We start from the raw sequence: 21566 nt of genomic DNA on the forward strand, positions 1-21566 counted from the left end.
CCTGAAGAGCTTCATCTGCCTTCCAGGCAATGGTATCCCCCTCAAAGCCACATACCAAACTCCCCTCAAAACATTTAGGGATTAATGAGATGGCACTCCCTCTTTGAGCTCACTCTTTAGACTGTTAATGCGAACTCATCTTTAGAAGGTGTAAAAACTGTTCAGAGGCCATAACAGGCTCAAATTCGGTTAGCGAATAAACTGCCACTCCACTTTTTATAAAAGGGTCCTCATCAAGCACTCTCCGCAATGCTTCTTCACTGTTGTGGCGAGAAACAATAACCCCTCCAGTCCTGGGATTTTTCCTTCCTCCAAAGAGCAAACTTCCAGACTTATACTCTCCTTCCAGATAAAGCCTATGCTCCGCAGTCAGTTCTGGGGTTAGCTTTTTCATATCCTTAAAATGCATATCCACTAAAAACATACCCATTCCCTCTTCTCTAAAAACACTATAAGATTGCTACTGATTTCGTAGCAACTGTAACGCTACTAATTTAGAAGCGCAAGAACCATGGCAACTCCTCTACCGAAAAAAACTGTCAGAGGCTCGACTAGCGGCATAGCCATTATGGCTGTATTCGATCTGCTCGGGCGAAAATGGAATATGAGAATACTGTGGGAACTGAGGAACACACCCCGGAGCTTCAGGGAACTCCAAGCCCAGTGTGATGCCATGTCCCCTTCGGTACTAAATACAAGAATCAAACAGTTGAGCGAAGCTAAATTGATTAATAAGTGTACGAATGGATATCAACTGACAGATCTGGGAGTTTCGTTAATGGAAACCCTTGATCCGCTGAGGGAATGGGCTAATAACTGGGAGGAATTCCTCAAGGCCTAATGGACACTCTGTAAAAACCAAAACCCAAGAGCCTTGCAGCCTAGATGCCGCTGGGTTCTTGGAGGCAGGCCAACTATCGCTACAAAATGGACTGAACTGATAGGGCTGTCTCATTATCACTCGCATCATGCGCTAGCGAAAACGAATAATATTAATCGCCGCGTAAACCAAATCTACGAATAATTCTGCCAAACAATGCACCTGCTCACCATCAAGGGTTAAGGAGGGTTCAATCTCTTTAGAGGTCAACAAACCACTGCTCTCAAGGGCACTCTTATGGGTTACCTTTTTGTGCCCGTAAGCGGCGAGTCATGGGGATTGCAGGGAGATAAATTGAGAGAAATGTGATTTTCAGAAGTTTCCTTAACCCAAAAACAGCTATGCGCTGCACCCCCTACTTTTGATTGTTAAGGTCACATTTCTGGCATTTTTTCAAATTTTTGTAATTCCGGGTCCATATAGTCCCAAGATGCACCACTACCAGCATATACCACCATTGTCGGGTTGAATTGCTCCAGGTCATGAAGACTTCCAGCGCGGATAAATTCAAACTGCGGCATACCGCTATTTTCCGCATAAATATGCGAACCGCAGCGAGGGCAAAAACCTCTCCTTACTGTATTGCCGCTATCTGCCTGCTTCTCATGAAATGCAAGATCGCCATTAATAGTTAAGCTTCCGCGAGGAATAGCAATGTTAGCGATGTGTCCAGCCCCACTAATTTTCTGACAATCTGTACATTGGCAATGACCCGCCATTACCGGCTCTTCAGAGTAAGAGTAACTAATATAACCGCACAGGCATTCTCCAGATATTTTGGACATAAATTTCTCCTATTACTTACGAAATTGAAGTAACCTTAGCCTAAATCAATAACTTCAACTTCGCAAGTAACTAGGCTAGTATTTCATTTTCTGGCAGTAAGAGTGTGAGCATGAGTCCTGATAATCAATTTTTACGTTCGGGATGCCCTATCGTGAACGGACTGGACGTATTCGGCGATAAATGGACATTAGTTATTCTAAGAGACTTACTGTGTGGTAAAGAGACCTATAGCGAGCTAGCTGACTCACCAGAGAAAATACCAACCAACAGACTCGCAGAAAGATTAAAAATGCTAGAAGCAGAGGGAATGTTGGTGAGGGTACAATATCAATCAAAGCCTAAGCGATATAAGTACCTGCTAACACAGAAAGGCAAGGATGTCTTACCGATTCTTCAGGCAATCGCCAAATGGGGAAATACATATTTTGAAGGCTCATGGATTCCCCCGAAGTGGTTTATGGAAACCTAACCCTTTGATTCGGGGCCAGAAGCGCAACAATTCCGCAGGACAAAGCTAAGCTGAAAATTTAGCAATAACAGCAACTTTTATGCATTTTTACTCCGAAATTGCTCTCCATAAATGGCCAGAAGCTTATGATATTGACTTTGCCTGTTATGCCCCCCCAATCTCATTAAGAAACCCTCCTGAATCACTAACGAACCTGGCGGCAGTTGATACTAAGAATATACTTTTTTACTGGAACACTTTTGCCCCTAAGGGCCCGGCAGCTCAGTGCCGCCAGACTCTATGGATCAGCTCAACTATAGAGACAAAATAGACTGAACCGCTGCGACAACCTCATTATCACTCGCATCATGTGCTAATGAAAACGAATGATATTCATCGCCCCGCAGACCAAATCTGCGATCAATTTCAGCCAAACAGTGCACCTGTTCACCATCAACAATAAAGGAGAGTTCAATCTCTTTTGAAGTCAACAAGCCACTACTCTTAAACTCTATCTCCTGGTAGCATCCAGACTGGGAGACAAAATTGCTTCCACGCAAATGCCCCTTTTCAACATCCGCTTTTACCATTTTAAAGCCACTTTCCTCGATCATGGAAAGTACCTTCTCTACAACGGGTAAAGGTCTTATCCGCAAGGGATCCCTGTCTTTCGGATCCAGCGCAAAATCAATATCCAGGGAAGTTTCCAGCCACACATAGCTTTTATTTCTACGGGTGTTTAAAACAGTAACTGGCGTCTCTTCATGCAACGCCAACTGAAAAGGAACTTCCCGGCTCTCTCCAGCACCAATAGTGAAAGGGTCCTGTACCTGTAATTCATTCAGTACAAAACGCTCATGGCTTACCCCTTCATCGGTCTCCACCTTGATCTCGGTGCAGAGCTTTAAACTTATAGCATCCACCTGCTGGTCGATATCACCACCAATGATATGGATAGCCCCTTCAATGATTCCACCCTGAACTTGCTCAGAGTTTTGTAGAACTGTATCAACTTTAGCTGCACCAATACCTATTGACGCTTTGAGTTTTTGAAACATAGACATACTTGGGGTACTCACCTAACCAAACAACCTGGCCTTAAAATATGGACTTCAACCTATTTCTTAGCCCAATAAATAGAGTCCAACATTAACACAAATCCAATTTAGGTAATACCAGGCCAAATAAGTTCATTTATGTCTTGAACTTCCACATAAATAATTGATAACACCTATACCTACCTCTACCAGGTTCAGGGAGAGCTTGCCTGATTAAAAAGAGATATTTTTATTACATATTTCCCCCAACAGTAAAAAATTTAATGCTTGAATAAGGCCACTTACTTTTTCTGAATGTGTCATTTTTCGTTGGAATATCGGCAAAATCCTAACTGTTGTTAGGAAAATTCCAGCAGTACCATAGTATCTGAGCCCTATTTATACCGAAGAAGTAAAAATATGATCAGAAATAGTTTCAAAATTACACCTTCTCACACCTACATCATGCTGCAAGGGCTAGACCACTATCTGCAGCATCAGAAGTCGATAACAAACCAAAGGTAGATTGTAAGTTTAAATCTGCAAATTGAGACTCTCCATCTCAGCCACTACGTATAGAAACTCCATCTACAGAAAATTGAGAATAATCAATTTAGGGTACTCCTATTCACTTAGAGCCCCCTAGAAACATTTCTCAAACCATTAAGCAAGGTTATGCACATTTTAATTATTTACGATGGAAAACCGGGCCATCTCAGTCCTTCGCTGGGGCTATACCAGCTGCTGTCCCGCTACTCCAAGGGCAAATATTCTTATGAAATCACCACCAGTAAACCAGTTTTAAAGGCCCTAAATAAACCAATAAGACTATTGACTCGACATCTCGCCAGAAACGCACACAAATTTATCATGCTCTTTCACAGAAACCCCTCCTTCAAAAGAAAACCAGATCTAATTATTTCCTTTGGTGGGAATAGCGTTGCTGCGAACGTTGCACTAACCCAAAAAACACAATGCATGAATATTGCCATAGGAAATATTTACAGCTTCAGGAAAACCGACTTCTCTCTAACCCTATCTACCAAAGAGGACATTAAGAAATCTAGGCAATACCTTCCATTTAGCCGCATAGATGTAAATTTATGCAAAGCATTGGGCGACAACTTAAAGAAGAAACACCACAAACCCTTTTATACTTTACTTATCGGAGGCAATGGAAGCGGCTATAAATACACACGGAAGGATTATATAGACTTGATAGAAGAGCTAAAAAAAATAGCGATCTATCAAAATATTTCATGGCTAATTAGCACCTCAAGAAGAACCCCTAAATATGTGGCTGAGCTAATTGAAAGCAACATGCCATTTGATACATGCTTCAACTTGCTAGATTATGAGGCCCCCAATGCCAGCCTCGAAGAAATACTCGGTGCAAGTGAAGCTGTCTTTATAACCGAAGACAGTTCATCAATGATTTCTGAGGCCCTTGCCCTATCTAAACCTATATATACTTTAGTCCCCCAAGAGAATAACATCTACGGAGCCCACAAAACTCTCATTAAGAAACTTTGCAGTGAAACTTATATAAAGAGGATGGAGATTTTCGAACTGGCCAAGACCTTTAATGATTCTCTATCAAAAGATTTCAACTTAGAATATGGATACCATTCTAAAGCAAGATACGATGAAATCATCTCTGCGCTTGACATCAGTAGCAATGGTAGGTGAGCGATCTCAATTCCTTAAATTGACCATCATGACGACAGAGACTTCAACACAAAGATCTATTGATATAAAAGCTAAGACAAACTTTTAACAGTAGGAGTTCCTGCATATTCAAACTAGTCACTTACTGTGGCGAAAACTACCAACAGCAAATAATATCCTTTCCAGCCTCACCAAGCGAGTAGAACCTCATCAAAAGCCAACCTAAACTTTAATCTATACATTCACTGCCAACTCACAATTAAAAATGTCGCTCTAAAAAATACTAGCAAGTATTTTGCGTGGAGAGCCAACCCCACACCACCCTGCACACTGTTAAAATGAGCCCATATCTTCCAGAGACCTTCTCAACAACCCCTTAATATAGTTGATGCGGCCTCCAAATTTAATTATTTCAATTTCTTCTTGAGAAAGGTCATTTTCCAACCAAATCTTAATACCTTTAGTCACATTTCTCAGCTCTAGTATCTTGTTACCCCCTGTACAGCTTGAAAGATCATAAAATTGAAGTTGATCATCTTTACTAAAGGCGTCAAAATCGCTTGGATTACAAAATGTTAAAATGAGAATTCCGTGGTCAATAAGATTCTTGCGATAGAGTCCAGCTACACTTTTGGCTATGACGCAGCGCACTCCCAAGTATCGCAGTGTAATTGAGGCATGCTCCCGGCTCGACCCATGACCTAAACTGTTGCCAGCAATAAGAAATATATCCTCCTCGGTGCTCAAAGCCCGCTGATAAAAAGATTCATCTAAATTTGAAAAAGCAAAGCGGCTTAACTCTGGGACATTTGACCAATAAGGCAAAGCATCCGCACCTCCGGGAATAATATCATCAGTTGAAACATTATCCTCCAGCTTTAAAAGAGCAGGGCCTTCGATCACACTTAACATTTTTTCCAGAACTGGCAAAGGCTTGATGTTGGAGCCCTTTCTAACCTCAACTTTCACTGGTATTTCCTGCGGTGGCTCCAATAGTGATCGCATATCCATTAGATGTTCAGGCTCTTCAAATACCGGATAATCCATGTCTAAATTTCTGGGGTCAGTTATTTTTCCTTTCAGGGCGCTGGCCGTCGCAGTCTCTGGGCTGCATAAATAGACGCTATCTTCTTTAGTTCCCGAACGCCCAGGGAAATTTCTCGGCACAGTTCTAAGACTATTGTGCCCGCTAGCTGGGGCTTGCCCCATACCGATACAGCCACCACAGCCGGTTTCATGCAAGTAAGCCCCTGCACCAAGTAGTTTTTCAAGGTCACCATTATGAGTCAGCTCATGAAGTAATTGGCGCGACGCGGGATTAATATCTAAAGAAACCTCGTGCGGTACAAAGAGACCATTTACCATCCGGGCGGGAATGGAAAAATCACGCAACCCAGGGTTAGCCGAAAAACCGATATAGCTCTGAGAAACTGCCCTACCTTCAACTTCACGAACTTTAACAACCTTATCCGGCCGCGAGGGGCAAGCGATCATTGGTTCAATTTTCGATAGATCTAAAGTTGCAACCTCATCATAGGTTGCATCCTTATCGGCAAGCAGCTCGACAAAGTCGTTCTCGCGCGACTGCTGCCGCAAGAAAAGCCTCACTTGATCATCAGCAGGAAATACACTTGTTACGGCCCCCATTTCCTGCCCCATATTGGCGATTACGTGACGATCCATTGCTGTAAGGTTTGCCAATCCAGGGCCGTGATATTCAACGATCTTGTTCCAGCAACCTCTCAAAGTATATCTACGTACAAGTTCCAAAATAACATCTTTAGCGCTTACCCATGGCTGTAGCTCCCCCTCTAAACGCACCCCCAAAATAGTTGGCATTACCAGAGAGAGCGGAAATCCCATCATTGCAAGCGCAACCTCAATTCCTCCGGCTCCTATTCCTAACAAACCTAACGAGCCCGCAGCACATGAGTGGCTATCCCCACCTAAAAGGGTTTTACCGGGGATACCAAAACAAGCCATATGAACAGGATGGCTAATACCATTTCCTGGTCGCGAGTACCATATCCCGTAGTTTCGACAGGAACTTTGCAGGAACACATGGTCATCACCATTCTTATGGTCTGCCCTCAATACATTATGATCCACATACTGAGCACAGATTTCTGCTTTCACCTGCCTCGCCCCCAAAGCTTCAAGCTCCAACATCACTAACGTGCCGGTGGCATCCTCACTGAGGACTTGGGAGCCTCTGAATAACTCCATGATACCTCTGGCATGCAGAGCGGTTCACAATCAAGGCGCGGCTTCGCAGGAATGTCTAGACCTTTCAAGAAGTCGCAACGCGGAGTGTGAATCGCTCTGCAAGCCCCGAAGGGCGGGCCTTGAAGACCACAGCTGCTGCGTTGCAGCTCTTGCAAAGGGCTACGGCCATTCGCGGCGAGCTGCGCCTAGCATCTGCAGCCTTCAAGACCCGCAGAGGCATTACAGGTTTATTCAGAGGCTCCCTTGGTCAATTTTAAGCTCGATAACACTTTGGGGAACCATATTCCCTTTGACCAAATGACTTTCAATTAACTTTCTAGTTACGTTTAGGCCTGTCATTAAGTTACACTAACGAACACTAATACTTACTCACCTAGACAACTTATTGGCCTAGCAATTCTGTTTTCGTTATCGATATAACTAGAAATAACGTATTAGTATAAATAAATATCCATTAGAATAATTAAATATATTTAGAAGCCCAAATCAAAAAAACTATTTTTATCTAAAACATGCACACCCAACAGCTTTCATAGCATCTCAAACCGCCTCATACGATAGAAAACTTCACCTTTCGGCACTACCAGATTGGTTGTCCCGTACAAACATCAAGAAGAATTACCCTTGCTGAATGTCATTTATAGAGAAATGCCCAGCATGACCATGTTAATATTCAATTAATAGGAAATCCCAGCAGGATATTCGGAATTGAAAGTTTTACTTCTACCAGGACTTGATGGAACAGGAACACTGTTTTCAGATTTGATTAAGGCACTGCCAAAACAATGGATAACCGAAACTATCTGCCTTTCCAAGCTCCCAGGGGATAGTTACCTGGCTCAAGCTCAATCAATCGCCAAGAGCTTTCTCAATGAGAAGACTCACATTATTGCTGAGTCCTATTCAGGACGAATTGCATATGAGTTATCCCTATTAACTCCCGAGAAAATTTTAAGCATTACCTTTATAGCTAGCTTTATAACCTCTCCTTCGCTGCTATCCAAGGCAGCACAACTAGCTCCAATCTCGCTTATAGACTGCCCATCTTTAACCAAAATCACACTAAATTTTTTTGGTTTCAATGGCAAAGGCAGTGACATACTCACTGACAGTACCTATAACGCCCCACTAAACACCAACAGAGGCAAACTCAAGCAAAGGCTTCACAATATCGCCTCGATTTCCCAACCATCCCAAAGATTGGAAATCCCTGCCATCTATATCCGCCCGGATAGAGATCGACTTGTAAGTAAAAAAGCTGCCACCGATATATCTGCGATATATATCAACCTCAATGTCATTGATATTCCAGGTGGGCACTTTATTGCTCAAGCACACCCCAACAAAGTCGCGAGAATTATTATGAATTTTACAGAAGGATTATTGCTACCCTAACTTGCCTCTCAATGAACGATCATATGGCGAGTAATTCCACAAATAATCTCACCTTAGAATCTAAACTGATATTCGTTCATAAAGTTCCCCTTACCAATCTCGCTTCCTACAAAATCCTCGGAGTTAACAGTGAGCAATAGAGAGCATATTTCCTTTCTAGAACCAATAAAAAATCCACCCGCTTACTCAATGGATAAAGAAAATAGAAAACTAGAACTAAAACTTGATGTACAGTACGAAAAGAATAACATTTTCAGTTTTTACAAAACCCATGACACACCAACCTGGACCCGTGTATTTTCATCATCAATCACTCAAGAAGCAGGTTTCACACTGACAGGCCCTACCATTGAAATTCGCGCTGATAGCCACCTTACTATCCAGACAAACAACCTGCTGCCAGAGGAAGACCCCCTCAATACACCCGCTACAATAAACTTCCCCCATGAGTTCAATACCTACAACTTACATACTCACGGGCTTCACGTCTCCCCAGAATCTCCAGCCGACAATGTCTGCATGAAGATCAAACCAGGGGAAAGTTATACCTACGAATATGACATACCCAAGGACCAGCCCCCAGGACTCTACTGGTACCACCCCCATAAGCACGGCTCTGTCGCTATACAAGTCGGCAGCGGGATGGCAGGTGCCCTAATCGTAAGGGATGAATTTGACGATGAACTTGAGGCAATGGGAGTTAAGGAACATATTCTTGTCTTCCAGAATATTGCCGTAGATGAGCACGGAAAAGTAGAGGATCAACACCAGGTCGCTAAGTTCCCAGATAGTGAATACTGTATTACCGTTAACGGACAATACTGCCCTATCATTCATGCAACGGTGGGTGAGCTTCTCAACCTGAGACTTCTCAATGCGACCACTCGCACATCGATAGATATCGATTGCCCTTGGTTCGCACAAATGTATATCTACGGGTTTGATGGAAACCCTACTGATGACTACCGCCTACAAGACGGCGTAAGCCTGGGCCCCGCTAATAGAGCCTCCCTTTTCTTAAAAATCAGTGAAGCCGCCACTCCGGGAGCTCATTTTTACATTTACAATAATGCGATTGAGTTCCAACAAATGCCGCATTATAAGTACCATAACAACAGTCCACTTTTTGTTATCGCTATTGCCCAGGGAGAGGAAATCGGAACGGCAATCTATGCTCCCAGCAAACCACCCGCTCGATGTGCGCCCCCACCCTTCCCCAGCAGTTTTAAAGTGGACTTACTGAAACCTATTACAGATGATGAGATCACCAATACACGTCGACTCACTTTCCAGGCCAACACGCTTGATGACCCCCAAAAATATTATCGCGGGCTGAATGTCAGTATTGACCATTCACCATTCGAAGGGTGTGAAGTGGTTAATCATTACGTAGAGCTTGATGCAGTAGAGGAGTGGACCTTGGTTAATGAAAGTGAATTCCCCCACCCAATCCATATTCATGTTAATCCGTATTATGTTATCGAGGTGGTTGGAGAAGACCCCATGCACCACACACTCAAACTACCGTTTTGGTGCGACACCTTTCAAGTACCGCCCCATGGACATGTCAAATTCCGTACTCGTTTCAAAGATTTTACCGGAAAGTATCCTCTGCATTGCCACTTACTTTATCATGAGGATGGGGGCATGATGCAGCATGTTAGAGTTGTCAAAGATGCCTCTGAGATTCCAAAATAGCCCACTTATCTATCCAGTCATTGAATGCAAGGATCGTTAAAGTCCCGTAAGAACTAACACTTACTGGGGGCCACTTTTTGCGGGTCATGCAACTTGGGCGGAGTTGCATTACCACAATGCTTACTCAGCCAATCGCAAGCATGGATAATATCCTTAGCAAGGCCACTGATTGCATTCTGATTGAGATGAGGGCGAACAACAATTCTCAGAGAGTTTACAGACTGAGCGTTTGGCGGCATCGAATAGGCAGAAAGAACCCATCCCCGCTCACGTACTTTATTGGATACATCATATTCATTAAAATTTTTATATTTTTTATTCAGGGTCATGGCAACAACTGGGATTCTCTGGGTTTTATTCATTATTTCAAAGTACCCACTGGCCACCAGAAGTTGACGAAGAGTCTGCGCATTTTCCAAGGTGTGCTGCATAATCTGCCTGTAACCCTCATAGCCTAGACGTATAAAGTTGTAATACTGGTAGGCAACCGGCGATGCATTTCGGCTGAAGTTCAATGTGGCTGTAGGCATCTCCCCACCCAGGTAATTCACATAGAACATCAAGCCTTCATCAAAAACTGCTTTTTCACGAAAAATTATCCACCCCAATCCCGGCGGCACCAAGCCAAACTTGTGCCCGGAGGCATTGATAGATTTCACTCTTGGCAAACGAAAATCCCATTTATAATTCGGGTAGAGAAATGGATTAACAAATCCTCCCGACGCCCCATCAATATGCATAGGGATATCGTTTCCTGTTCTCTCTTCATACTTATCCAACCAGTTTTGAATTGCCCTAAATGCATCATCCTCACCGGTAAAGGTTTGCCCGGCGATAGCGACAACAGCGATGGTATTCTCATCGACCAATTCATCCAGATGTTCACTGGTAAAGCGGTAATGACCAGGCTTTAACGGTGCTATGCGCGGCTCCACATCAAAGTAGCGCATAAATTTGTCCCAAACGATCTGCACATTGGCTCCGGTAACCAGGTTAGGTTTTGAGCCGTCTTTGCCAGCTTGCTGCCTCTTCTTACGCCAATTCCACTTGTGCGCCAAACCAGCCAACATGCAGGCCTCTGACGAGCCTATGGTCGCTGCGCCGTATGGCTCTACTCCCTCAGGTCCATTCCAGAGGTTGTGTAACCAGCGAACCATTCGCGCTTCCATCGCAAACAGCTGTGGATACATGTCGTGATCAATATAGTTCTTCAGATAATGTTTCTTAGCGACCTCAAATGCTTCTGACTCAGTAAAAGTTGTGACAAACGAAGATAAGTTCATCGCAGGCTTTGCGTCAGCCCAGGTTTCACTGGTTACAATAGCCTCGGCAGCCTCTGCTGAAATACTACACCGGGGAAAGTGCTTTTCTGGAATATCTTCATTGTATTCGTCAAAGAACCTATCAAATGGAGATTGCTCTTTCACTACCTACCTCCGGCTCACTCATCAATATCAGAAAATGACTGCTGTTGATGGCCACCCTCCCCCCGCCAGGAGGGATTGTGAAAATAGAAAATTAACAAGGGAACGGTGATCGCTATAGCAATTCCAGCCAGGTTGAGAGCAACATAAGTTACAGGATTTTTTATCGTGAGCTGTTCTGGCGGGAAAAATGAAACTACCAAGGCAAAAACAACGGAAATTAAGCCTATTCCAGCAACAATACAAACCCCTGGCAGCCCTCCGGGGATACGAAAACTTCTGGGTAAGTCTGGTTGCGTGATCCGTAACCGAATAACCGCAGCAAACATCATTATGTACATAATGATATATAAGCTAATAGCCATCACTGAAATCAAAACAAAAGCTGTAGATACATTATCCATTAAAATATAAATGGACGAGATTGCCGCTACCACTACAAACTGTGCGAGGAGAATATTTTTTTGTACACCCACCCGGTTTTCTCGCTGAAACCAGGGCGGCAACATCCCATCCTGGGCCGTAGCCAGTAGCCCTCGACTGGGGCCAGCCAACCATGCCAAGGCACCACTTAGTGCACCATAGCCAATTAGCCAGGAAAGTGCTTGCACGGGCCATTGAATCCCAAGTAGCTGCCCAAAAGCTCTTTCGTAAGCTGTAAATAAGCCAGTTTCTACAGATATCTCTTTATAGGGCAAAATTGCAGCAATAGAGAGTGCGCCGAGAGTGAACACCAGGATGGAAATAACGGCGGCGATGGCAATTACAGCTGGATATCCTCGACGGGTATCACGTAGTTCCGACACATGCGTGGCCTGTGCTTCCACTCCAGCAAAGGCAAGTAAAATACCCCCGAGAAAAGCAATTGCCCCCAAACCGTTAATATGGGGAAACCAGCGCGGGTGATCATAACCATCCCGACGCACTGCTACTTCCGGGTCGGTCAAGGTCTCCCAGCCAATAGGATTACCACTCACCACCCACCAAACAGCCAGGACAATCAAAATCAAACAGGGAAATACGATACCCACCAGAAATCCAAACTGTGCCACTTTTACCAGAAAACGGGTTCCGGTAAGGGCAATCAGTGTCGCTAGCAAATAGGCAAGAATGCAAAACCCACCGATATAGTAGGTATTCTGGGCGATGGTATTATCGCCCACCGCGTAAGCCACCGCCGCAGCGGCAAAACCCAACTCCGTGGGATACCAAACAATGCACTCGATCCACTGCAACCATATAGCGACAAAACCCACCTTCGGGGTAAAAGCCTCACCAACCCAGGTATAGACACCCCCAGTGCGCTCTGAAAAGGCGCTGCCAAGTTCTGCCGACACGAGCCCTGCAGGAATCAAGAACAGCAATGCCGCAAAGCCGATATAGAAAAACATCGTCAACTCTTCTTGCGCCATCATCGGCAGGGTACGCAAGCTGGTAACAACCGTTGCGGCAGTTAGGAGCCCGAGAGCAGCCACAGAAAACATCTTTCTGTTGGCAATATCCGGGGTGCTCGATGCACTGCTCCCTTTTGGTCTCACTGATGGGACCTCCCTGGAGTGCAATATTTTTGCGGCAGTACAAAGAAGCAAAGCCTATCGTGGGAGTCTGCGGGATAGATGGGATAACAGAGGTGCCGCTACCAAGGCATAAGCCGCCCTTTTAGCAACGGACTTATGGAAACATAGAATTCATAGCAAGTCGGTGCCCACACCATCTTTCACCCAAGGAGAAATCGGCTAGGGCAGCGGTATATGGCAGTTAGCCTGGAACCCCATGTTTGGTGTAGATATCGAAGCGGCCGGATTTCCCCTCCAAGGAAAGGTTGGGCTTCATATCAGCCAAATAGGGGGCAAGCTTAGGGCGCTTAACTACTGTGCGGTAGTAGCAGGCCGCCAAGGCAGGGCTCAATAAGCTATCCGCATCCTCATCAATCCCAACCAAATGATGGAAGGCCGCCATTTCCTTTTTGACCTTGGCAGCTTTCCCCCGCGCAGGGAACATCGGATCCAGATAAATAACAGGGATGGATTCCTCCGATTGCAGCGCGAGCCACTCTGACGCCGCCGTACAGCAATCCACCAAGCTCATTCGCTCAGAAATTGCAGCCAACTCAATATCCCCGACAGACGCCTGTCGCAGCCGGCGTATTCCATCTTTCAGCAATTGGAAAACAACCGGGTTGCGCTCCAGCATCTGCACCTCACATCCCAGCGCCGCCAGAACAAAAGCATCTCTACCCAAACCAGCGGTGGCATCGAGGACTTTGGGATGGAAGCCAGAACGCAGACCAACAGCTTTTGCTACCGGTTGAGCTTTACCGCCACCATACTTGCGGCGATGAGCAAGTGTTCCAGCAACAAAATCCACCCATACTGGCCCGGCTGCTTTACGCCCGGTTGCACATAACTGCAGTTGCTCTCCGAGACACAACACCTGGGGAAAGTCGACCACATCAGCAGGAGAAATAGCTCCAAGGAGGGGGTAATCTAACTGAGCGGATAGTTCTTCCGCTGCGGAAACATATTCTGGCGCCGCAGCGACAATAGCCAACGATAGACTCACCTGCCCTCCAGGTAACATTGAAAAAGGGAGGCGATGCTAACCCGGTTTTTGTAACCATTCCAGAGCTTGAGCGGACTCCTCTTCAGGAAAAGGACGCACCTCAGCACTGATGAAGTGACAGGCAAGGTTGGGCATAAAGCGGAGGATAGGATTATCGGTAACCACGGCTATCCGGCGGATATGCCGTTGATGCTCTCGAATAAAGCGAAAATGAGAGATCATTGCGACGAAGCTCTCCCAGCCAGCGAAATCCCCCGCATTGACTAGCAACCCTTCTATACGTCCCCGCTTGCTGATGATCGGATCAACTTGCGCGGCTAGCAACTGGAAGTCCTCAACGGTTAACTTCCCAACTGGTCTAACCTCGAGTATTCGATCACCCTGATGCCAGATATGCTCAATCATATTTTGAGAATGCGGCAGGGCCACACTTCTGTGCGGCCCTGCTTTTCGCTTAGCTCGATGTAGCTGAGTCATTATTATTGGTCAGTTATCATTACTTTCCATTCCCTCATCCTGACCGGTATCTGCCTCTGTATCTGTTTCAGTGCCATCGGCAGAGGCATCCATATCGTTAGTCGCTCCCTCTACAGCATCATTGGCTTCCTTCGTAGCATCATCTACGACTTTATCCGCTTGCTGATTTAGGTCGCCGCCCGAGTTATTGCTCGCGTCTGGCATGGCGCTAGAATCATTAGCATCCGGGCTCATGTTGCCATCTGCACCCATATTGTCTGACCCAGACATAGTAGCGTCAGGTGAGCCCCCGTTATCTGAAGACCCCGGAGGGGCGGGATCGGTTGAGTCAGAGTCCTGGGGCATTTGGGAATCGGGATTGCCCATACCATCAGGGGAATCCGAGGTATCTGCTGGGGCCATTGAGCCGCCGCTACTTCCTCCACTAGAGGGGGTAGAGGATCCCCTCATCTGTTCACTCTTCTGCTCCTGCTCCATCGAATTATAGGCTTCTTTAGCCTTATGCTCGCCGCTGCGCGACATAAAATAACCGATGATCAGTAATAAAATGATCAGGGGAATCAGTAACTTCTTCATATCTGGACCTCTCGACCCCAGGCAAACTCAAAAGAAGACATTAATCGTTAAAATCGAGCCGGTTACACAGTGCTGGTCGGTGTACTTTCTCGATAACAATCCCAAACCCTGACACTCCAGCCTGTTTACAACGGTGCGCAACTTAATGAGATGCAGCGCCTGTAAAAGAAGGTCGCGCCAATACTGATAAGAATAACCCTCCTTTGGGGTTCTTCAAGGGGGAGAGCCACTTCGTAGCAGGTTGGATTGCTGTAAAGAAAGAACCAGTTACAACTGATAGTTCTAACAGGTCTGCAAGAAAGCAACTTATTAGCCCTGTTTAATAAACTTATTAAGTTGTGCAAGTATCGCGGTGGCGTCTGACTCAGCAATAACCGCCTCACAACTCCTCAGGTGTAACCTTCCGTAGCTATCCAAATTCGCAAAAATCAGATAGTTTTCACCTTGCTCCAGCTTTAAATCGCAGGATTCAAATCCCAGGCGGAAGGTGATCTCTCCACCCATTGGCCCCTTCCAAACCTGGCTGGGAACGGCAGAGTAGATATAGCCTGATATGGCTGTAATTCCCTCCTCAGACAGTGCGCTATCCACATCCCTGTGAACATCAATAATTTCTACTTGCGCCACAACCTCAGCTTGGGCAAAACGTAATTCCAAATGGGCAGTAGATGCCGAAGCTATGTCCTCAGTCGCATGCGCCGTGCTACTCACTAGGAGATATAAAATAACACTCACGATTTTGGAAAATGTCTCACAGGATATTTTTTGCGTCACAACCCTCTCCTAACTTATGCTCTTATCGCAGTAGACATAGCACAAGTAATTAGGATCGGCTTACTCTTTTTTACAGAGTCTGAAGGATAGCTAAGAGGTGAGGAAATATGGCAGAAATTCCTCTAGCGTGAAAACCAATAAAGTGGATAACCAAGCGGGCTGCTCAATGAGCAGCCCTGATAGCTATAAAATCGGCCATTTAAATACCGGTATAGGTTAAGCGATAGATTTTATGGGCAAAATCATCAGAAATTAATACGCTGCCATCAGGCATTTCTAAAAATGCAACAGGGCGCCCATAGGTGGTTTCATCCCGCATAAAACCAGTGACCAGTGGCTTGTAATCCGTGACCTCACCATCTTTAACTGTCGCCATCATTACTCGGTAACCTGATTTTTTGCTTCGATTCCAGGACCCGTGCTCAGCAACCAACAAGTTCTGTTGGTATTCCTTGGGAAACTGCCCACCGCGATAAAAGTGAATTCCAAGAGGCGCCACATGGGCATCTAAATTTAATACCGGCTTGGAATAATCAGCAGCCTTCTTACCCTGACCAAATTCCGGATCAGCAATATCGTCACCGTGGAAATAAGGATAGCCAAAATGCTCTCCTGCAAAGCTTACCTTATTGATTTCACAGGGTGGGATATCATCACCCATCATGTCCCGACCATTGTCTGAAAACCACAATTCATTGGTTTGCGGATGAAAATCAAAGCCAACGGAGTTTCTCACCCCATTTGCAATCACTTTTGTTTTCTTAGATTGCAAGTCCAGAGAAAATATTTTTGAGTAATTTTCGTTGGCATCACAGATATTACAGGGTGCGCCGACAGGCACTATCAGCTTCCCTTCACTATCAAAACGCAAAAATTTCCAACCATGATGCCTGTCCGCTGGAAACTGATCGTAAACAACCTCAGACTTCGGTTTGTCAAGATTTTTATCAATCTGGGGGAAGCGAATAATCTTATTGACATCAGCCACATATAAATCGCCATTTTTATAGGCAATACCTGTCGGCGCTTTTAAATCATCCATCAATAGCCAACGCTGATCAGCTACACCATCATTATCTGTGTCCTTGAAAGCATAAACTTTTTTTGCACTGAAAGAACCAGAAAATACTGTACCCGACTCAGAACGTGCCAATTGACGAGCCGTCTCAACATCTTCTGCAAAGTAGCTGAGCTTAAAGCCCTCGGGTACCTTGAGGTAATCAAGGCCTATCTCAGCACTTGCAGAAGCTGCAAATAGCAAACTGGCTAAAAGTAAGTATTTCATATTTATATTCTTGCAAAATATAAATATTAACTAAAAGTGAAGATGTTGATCAACTCAGAGGTTCAGGCATACATGAGCATTCATGCTTAAACCCTGAAAAGCCGCCTCCCATGTCGAAGATAAGCCAAAAATCAACGAAATCCAGTATTCTCAAGCGAACTGTTTGCGGTATTTACTGGGAAGAATACCTTTCTGCCGAAGAAACGCCCTTCTCATTTGTTCCTGCGACGAAAAGCCACACTGGGTTGCCACTACATCCTGACTAATCCCTGCCTCCAATATTAACTGACAGGCCTTCTCAACTCTAACCTGCTCCAAATACCGAGCCGGAGTTACACCTATTTCGCTTGTGAAGCAGCGAGAAAAATTTCGGGGGCTCATTGCTTGTTTTTTGGCCAAAAAATCAACGCTGAGAGACTGCTCTAAGTTTAGGTTTATCCATTCCAACAACGGGGAGAACCTATTATTTTTTAATTGTGCCTGTAAATAACTACTGTACTGACTCTGATCACCATCACGCTTCAGGTACAAAATCATTTCCCGAGCAACTAAAAGGGCCAGTTTTCGACCGAAGTCCTCCTCAACCATAGCTAAGGCCAAGTCTATCCCTGCACTTCGCCCTACAGAACTGTAGATTTTCTTATCTCTCACAAAAATCGCTTTGTCATCTACTTCAATATCTTTATATTTTTTTAGATCACCGATGTATTTTTCATGGGTTGTAGCCCGATGCCCTGATAAAACTCCAGCCTTGGCAAGTACCAATGTACCACTTCCGCTAACCCCTATCCTCTCAACTTCCTTTGCCTTAACTTTCAACCACTCAAGAAACTGACTGTCATCCGTTAAGTCAAGGCAACTTTTCGCAGTACCACCACCAACTAAAAGAGTATGGATGGAATCAGCCTCGTAGAAACATTTATCTGGATGTACTTTCAGGCCAGTAGTTACTTGCCTCGGCTCCTTGCTTGCAGCCAAAAATTCAATTTTATACAGCTGATCTTCGCCATACCCAAAATCGGCCATTTGTTTATTAGCAAACGTAAACACCTCAGCTGGACCTGTGATATCCAGGCACTGGGCACCAGAACAAATAATGATCGATATCGTTCTCTTTTTACTTTCTTTAAGGCCCTGGTATGGCGATAGAAGACTACTTTTCACGGCAAACACCTACAACTAACTTATCAACCCAGAAGGGTTCTTTATGTTTTCTCGCAAATCTAACTTGGCGTAAAAAGGCAAAATAACTCGATGGAATTAAGTGACTTTGCGTTAGGATGTACTAACCTTGCATATTCTGTAAAGCAATATTGATATTACCTTAAAGAATAACCAGTCACCCAAAATTTGGGGCCTTTTAACTGATCAAATTTCATCCCACTTGTACTAACAAGCTGTACCAATAAAACTAACAACCTCAATTGGTACAGATGAACCAATAATTATTTCACTTACACAACGATAAATAGTATTTTCCACCCTAAAAATTTTGGCGTCTTTTGCATGCACACCAGCAAATGATTGAAGACTGTTTTTTTGACACATCTAAATAAAATGCCAATTAAGGACCCACAACACTGCCTCAATTTTTCCACCCCGCCCCACAGACCGGGCCTGGGTGTAAAACAATCACCCAAAATTAAAAAAACTCCAAATCACAAACAAAAAAAGAACAAAAACCTACTAGAAAAATTTAAATGTAATAAAATTGCAATAAAACACTAAAGCTAAGAACTATTTACCAACCCTAACATCCAACCACTCAATCAATAGCTTTACGATCGATTCAGCAATTAGGCGCAGCTACTACATCTACCGCATGTTAAGTGAGACCCCTTTCTTTACCTGAGCCACTAAAATTCTAAACTCTTCCCTTAAGAGGAGAGTCAAGGCTTTAAAAGTTAAGAACTCATTGTGTACTCTTCTCAGAACCTACTTTTAGCCAACACCTTCTGCCAAGATCACCGCTACCCCTTATTAATTACCAACCAAAAGTTATCGAGATAGCCTTTCCATCTTATGGATAAAATCTTTTAGTGAAGAACTGAAAATGACATAGACCTTCATGAAAAGAGCTTGAAGCCCTCAGCCCCAATATGAATCTCACAAAACATTTAAGTAATGAAGCTTGACGATCATCACATGCCCACATCTTAAGACTCATCATTTCCAACCAAAAGGACAAGCTTCCTGCAAAATTTTACTTTATCGTCTCTTAAAACCAGCCAGGTTCACAATCACCATTATTATATTTCTGCAGCGTATAGATCAGCCATTTACAGCAGTGAAACCATGAAAAACAATACTTATGGAATTCTTTACCCACCTCAATGTGTCGAATTAATTCTCCGACGAGACAGACACAAACATCCATCCAACAACTAAATTACCAATCGAAGTGGCGAATGAGGGAAGGAACAACCTCCACTATTAACACAACCCTAAAATCTGGCGCTACACCCTTCGAATTAGAAGTATTTATGCGATCCTTTGCCTGGGGGTACTAATCAAAACTGATTCCACCAACTAAACACCTAAAAATATCCGCGACAGAAAAAACAATAAAAACTTATGACTCACACCACCTCAACTTGCACAGGCGTACCAACATGAAAAGCTGGTCAAAAATATAAATCACATAAAGTACAAATCCAGAAAATAATAAAACTAAGAAATTATTATTAGCGCCAACCCAGCCCTAGACAACTTAATTTTCGGACTTTCCTGCTTACTTGACGGCCAATGCGTTAAAAATTAAAAAGTAAGAAAATCCATCTCTGCATACATGACCACAAAATCAATTATTCATAGGTAGAAAATATGATTGGCAAATGATCTCTATAAAAATGTTGGCACATCTAATTTTTAGCAGTCGAACAAACTGAGACATCAAAGAACTGACAACCACTCTCGTTTGGCTCACAAAACATTTTCTAAAAATATACTAGAATCAAACTAATGCTAAATCTTAGGGTCGCTAGATTTATATAAGTCTGAAAACAAGACAACACGGAAATCCAAAGATGAGCCTTGATCTAAATAGAATGGTTTGAGTGGCAACTACATAAACAGTTCGGAAAAGATTCTGAAGATGGCAAGAGGATAAGTGAAAAAGCTTTCTCTCAATACATCATCCGTCGAGTAACCAGGGATCAAAGCCGGAAACTCTTTACAGTGACAAACAAATAACTGATTAAGGGAATAGTTAAGAAATTGAGCAGAATAATAATGGGAATTTATGAAGGGGTGTAGTGCCCAAATCGAACAATCTGGGCACTATCAATAAAAGAACGACTAAAGGTAGAAAATATCTGACCTGATCGTTATAAAGGCAGTAGTTCCAACTCAACTCGGCGATTGGCCTGACGCCCAGCTTCAGAGTCATTGCTGGCAATAGGATAACGCTCACCGTAACCTACCGCCTGTACCCGACCTGCAGAAACGCCCTGACCGCTGAAGAAGCCAGCAACGGAATTAGCGCGCTGTTCGCTCAAGCTCTGGTTGTACACATCTGAACCAGTGCTATCGGTATGGCCGCTGACTCGAATTGCAGTTTTATCAAACTCCTGCAATACAACAGTGACCGATTCCAGAGTGTCATAGAAGTCTGTACGAATATCTGCGCGGTTAGTACCGAAGGTAATGTTACCCGGCATGATCAGGCGAATATTATCACCTTCACGCTCAACACGTACGCCAGTACCTTCCAGACGCTGACGCAACAACATTTCCTGACGATCCATATAGTAACCAATGCCACCACCGATCGCCGCGCCACCCAGGGCACCAGTCAATGCTCCCTTACCACGGTCTTTCTTACTGGCAGTAGCGACACCAACGATCGCTCCAGTTACAGCTCCAATTCCAGCCCCCTTGGCGGCATTACTGGTCTTACTTTCACCTGTGTAAGGGTCCAATGTGGAACAACCAACCATCGAACCCAGTGCCAGGGCTGCTACCCAATATTTCATTATTGGCTCTCCTAACGCATTTTTAAGTAACGGGTATTGAGCTACACATGTCTTGTGCAATCTCTGTATTGTTCAACACACTATCTGACTGGCGGCTGAACCAACCCAATGAAATTTTCCATAGACTAAAGCGAATTTATTGTCAGTTCTACTGACTAGTCCCCATTACGTACTAACTATTCATAACTACGTACCAATGACGGACAAAGTAGCGAGCAAGAAGTGATCAGCTTCCCGGTCTTCCACAAAATCTGTGGATAAAACTGTGCACTAATAAGCTATCCATGGCGCCAGCCGGCGTAAACTCTCGCCTACAGCGTTTTGCACATTTTTTAAACTCTTCAGTTTTCCTTTTA

Annotated in this window: 18 protein-coding genes; 5 read left to right on the forward strand and 13 right to left on the reverse strand. The window is 44.3% G+C overall.

The genetic code is table 11. From position 1 onward, the window contains the following. Positions 1-124: 124 nt before the first annotated feature. A complete protein-coding gene (locus ACJJIL_RS11980) occupies positions 125-424 on the reverse strand; it encodes a YciI family protein (protein ID WP_444905530.1) in 300 nt (99 codons plus the stop codon). Positions 425-568: 144 nt separating this feature from the next. On the opposite strand from ACJJIL_RS11980, the gene ACJJIL_RS11985 reads away from it, so the two are divergent. Continuing rightward, positions 569-841, forward strand: coding sequence for a winged helix-turn-helix transcriptional regulator (locus ACJJIL_RS11985; RefSeq protein WP_445362004.1), 273 nt, complete (start codon positions 569-571; stop codon positions 839-841). A 413-nt stretch (positions 842-1254) separates the two neighbouring features. Here ACJJIL_RS11985 and ACJJIL_RS11990 read toward each other — a convergent pair whose 3' ends face one another. Further along, positions 1255-1665, reverse strand: a complete 411-nt coding sequence (locus tag ACJJIL_RS11990) for a GFA family protein (protein ID WP_445359793.1) — start codon at positions 1663-1665, stop codon at positions 1255-1257. A 110-nt stretch (positions 1666-1775) separates the two neighbouring features. Between ACJJIL_RS11990 and ACJJIL_RS11995 the strand changes: the two genes are divergently transcribed. Then, positions 1776-2135 carry a winged helix-turn-helix transcriptional regulator gene (locus ACJJIL_RS11995; protein ID WP_413665496.1) on the forward strand — a complete coding sequence of 120 codons (360 nt, stop codon included), beginning with the start codon at positions 1776-1778 and terminating at the stop codon, positions 2133-2135. Positions 2136-2428: 293 nt separating this feature from the next. Here the strand turns inward: ACJJIL_RS11995 and ACJJIL_RS12000 are convergent, their stop codons facing one another. Beyond that, a complete protein-coding gene (locus tag ACJJIL_RS12000) occupies positions 2429-3178 on the reverse strand; it encodes a sporulation protein (protein ID WP_444912848.1) in 750 nt (249 codons plus the stop codon). Between the two features lie 648 nt (positions 3179-3826). Between ACJJIL_RS12000 and ACJJIL_RS12005 the strand changes: the two genes are divergently transcribed. Then, complete coding sequence (locus tag ACJJIL_RS12005; protein ID WP_445359794.1) at positions 3827-4840, forward strand: ELM1/GtrOC1 family putative glycosyltransferase; 1014 nt, start codon at positions 3827-3829, stop codon at positions 4838-4840. 312 nt (positions 4841-5152) lie between these two features. Here the strand turns inward: ACJJIL_RS12005 and ACJJIL_RS12010 are convergent, their stop codons facing one another. After that, complete coding sequence (locus tag ACJJIL_RS12010; RefSeq protein ID WP_445359795.1) at positions 5153-7045, reverse strand: aconitate hydratase; 1893 nt, start codon at positions 7043-7045, stop codon at positions 5153-5155. A gap of 708 nt (positions 7046-7753) precedes the next feature. On the opposite strand from ACJJIL_RS12010, the gene ACJJIL_RS12015 reads away from it, so the two are divergent. Next, positions 7754-8440: an alpha/beta fold hydrolase gene (locus tag ACJJIL_RS12015; RefSeq protein WP_445359796.1), complete on the forward strand. Its 687-nt coding sequence runs from the start codon at positions 7754-7756 to the stop codon at positions 8438-8440. A 129-nt stretch (positions 8441-8569) separates the two neighbouring features. Further along, positions 8570-10138 (forward strand): multicopper oxidase family protein, encoded by a 1569-nt coding sequence (locus tag ACJJIL_RS12020; RefSeq protein WP_444927576.1) that lies wholly within the window; start codon positions 8570-8572, stop codon positions 10136-10138. Between the two features lie 53 nt (positions 10139-10191). Here the strand turns inward: ACJJIL_RS12020 and gad are convergent, their stop codons facing one another. The 9 genes from gad to ACJJIL_RS12065 all read right to left on the reverse strand — a co-directional run bounded on the left by gad (position 10192) and on the right by ACJJIL_RS12065 (position 21210). Continuing rightward, on the reverse strand, positions 10192-11565 hold the full coding sequence (gene gad, locus ACJJIL_RS12025) for a glutamate decarboxylase (protein ID WP_445359797.1): 1374 nt from the start codon (positions 11563-11565) through the stop codon (positions 10192-10194). A 14-nt stretch (positions 11566-11579) separates the two neighbouring features. Next, positions 11580-13100, reverse strand: coding sequence for an amino acid permease (locus tag ACJJIL_RS12030; protein ID WP_445359798.1), 1521 nt, complete (start codon positions 13098-13100; stop codon positions 11580-11582). A gap of 220 nt (positions 13101-13320) precedes the next feature. Further along, on the reverse strand, positions 13321-14124 hold the full coding sequence (locus ACJJIL_RS12035; RefSeq protein ID WP_445359799.1) for a class I SAM-dependent methyltransferase: 804 nt from the start codon (positions 14122-14124) through the stop codon (positions 13321-13323). Between the two features lie 36 nt (positions 14125-14160). Continuing rightward, complete coding sequence (locus tag ACJJIL_RS12040) at positions 14161-14529, reverse strand: SpoIIAA family protein (protein ID WP_413665487.1); 369 nt, start codon at positions 14527-14529, stop codon at positions 14161-14163. A gap of 81 nt (positions 14530-14610) precedes the next feature. Beyond that, positions 14611-15177, reverse strand: coding sequence for a hypothetical protein (locus ACJJIL_RS12045; RefSeq protein WP_444912840.1), 567 nt, complete (start codon positions 15175-15177; stop codon positions 14611-14613). Between the two features lie 309 nt (positions 15178-15486). Continuing rightward, the gene (locus tag ACJJIL_RS12050; RefSeq protein WP_413665485.1) at positions 15487-15951 is read right to left on the reverse strand and encodes a netrin-like domain-containing protein; all 465 of its coding nucleotides are present in this window, start codon (positions 15949-15951) and stop codon (positions 15487-15489) included. 199 nt (positions 15952-16150) lie between these two features. After that, positions 16151-17236: a PQQ-dependent sugar dehydrogenase gene (locus ACJJIL_RS12055; RefSeq protein WP_445359800.1), complete on the reverse strand. Its 1086-nt coding sequence runs from the start codon at positions 17234-17236 to the stop codon at positions 16151-16153. Between the two features lie 150 nt (positions 17237-17386). Continuing rightward, positions 17387-18409, reverse strand: coding sequence for a GlxA family transcriptional regulator (locus ACJJIL_RS12060; RefSeq protein ID WP_445354436.1), 1023 nt, complete (start codon positions 18407-18409; stop codon positions 17387-17389). Between the two features lie 2153 nt (positions 18410-20562). After that, positions 20563-21210, reverse strand: coding sequence for a YiaD family glycine zipper/OmpA-like lipoprotein (locus tag ACJJIL_RS12065; protein ID WP_413665482.1), 648 nt, complete (start codon positions 21208-21210; stop codon positions 20563-20565). Positions 21211-21566 lie beyond the last annotated feature (356 nt).

This window comes from Microbulbifer maximicatervae (SeqCode) (assembly GCF_052468095.1).

Excerpts from the sequence above, each read along its gene's own strand:
- ACJJIL_RS11980 (WP_444905530.1), bottom strand. The coding sequence starts at position 424 with ATGTTTTTAGTGGATATGCATTTTAAGGATATGAAAAAGCTAACCCCA.
- ACJJIL_RS11985 (WP_445362004.1), top strand. The coding sequence starts at position 569 with ATGGCTGTATTCGATCTGCTCGGGCGAAAATGGAATATGAGAATACTG.
- ACJJIL_RS11990 (WP_445359793.1), bottom strand. The coding sequence starts at position 1,665 with ATGTCCAAAATATCTGGAGAATGCCTGTGCGGTTATATTAGTTACTCT.
- ACJJIL_RS11995 (WP_413665496.1), top strand. The coding sequence starts at position 1,776 with ATGAGTCCTGATAATCAATTTTTACGTTCGGGATGCCCTATCGTGAAC.
- ACJJIL_RS12000 (WP_444912848.1), bottom strand. The coding sequence starts at position 3,178 with ATGTCTATGTTTCAAAAACTCAAAGCGTCAATAGGTATTGGTGCAGCT.
- ACJJIL_RS12005 (WP_445359794.1), top strand. The coding sequence starts at position 3,827 with ATGCACATTTTAATTATTTACGATGGAAAACCGGGCCATCTCAGTCCT.
- ACJJIL_RS12010 (WP_445359795.1), bottom strand. The coding sequence starts at position 7,045 with ATGGAGTTATTCAGAGGCTCCCAAGTCCTCAGTGAGGATGCCACCGGC.
- ACJJIL_RS12040 (WP_413665487.1), bottom strand. The coding sequence starts at position 14,529 with ATGATTGAGCATATCTGGCATCAGGGTGATCGAATACTCGAGGTTAGA.
- ACJJIL_RS12045 (WP_444912840.1), bottom strand. The coding sequence starts at position 15,177 with ATGAAGAAGTTACTGATTCCCCTGATCATTTTATTACTGATCATCGGT.
- ACJJIL_RS12055 (WP_445359800.1), bottom strand. The coding sequence starts at position 17,236 with ATGAAATACTTACTTTTAGCCAGTTTGCTATTTGCAGCTTCTGCAAGT.
- ACJJIL_RS12065 (WP_413665482.1), bottom strand. The coding sequence starts at position 21,210 with ATGAAATATTGGGTAGCAGCCCTGGCACTGGGTTCGATGGTTGGTTGT.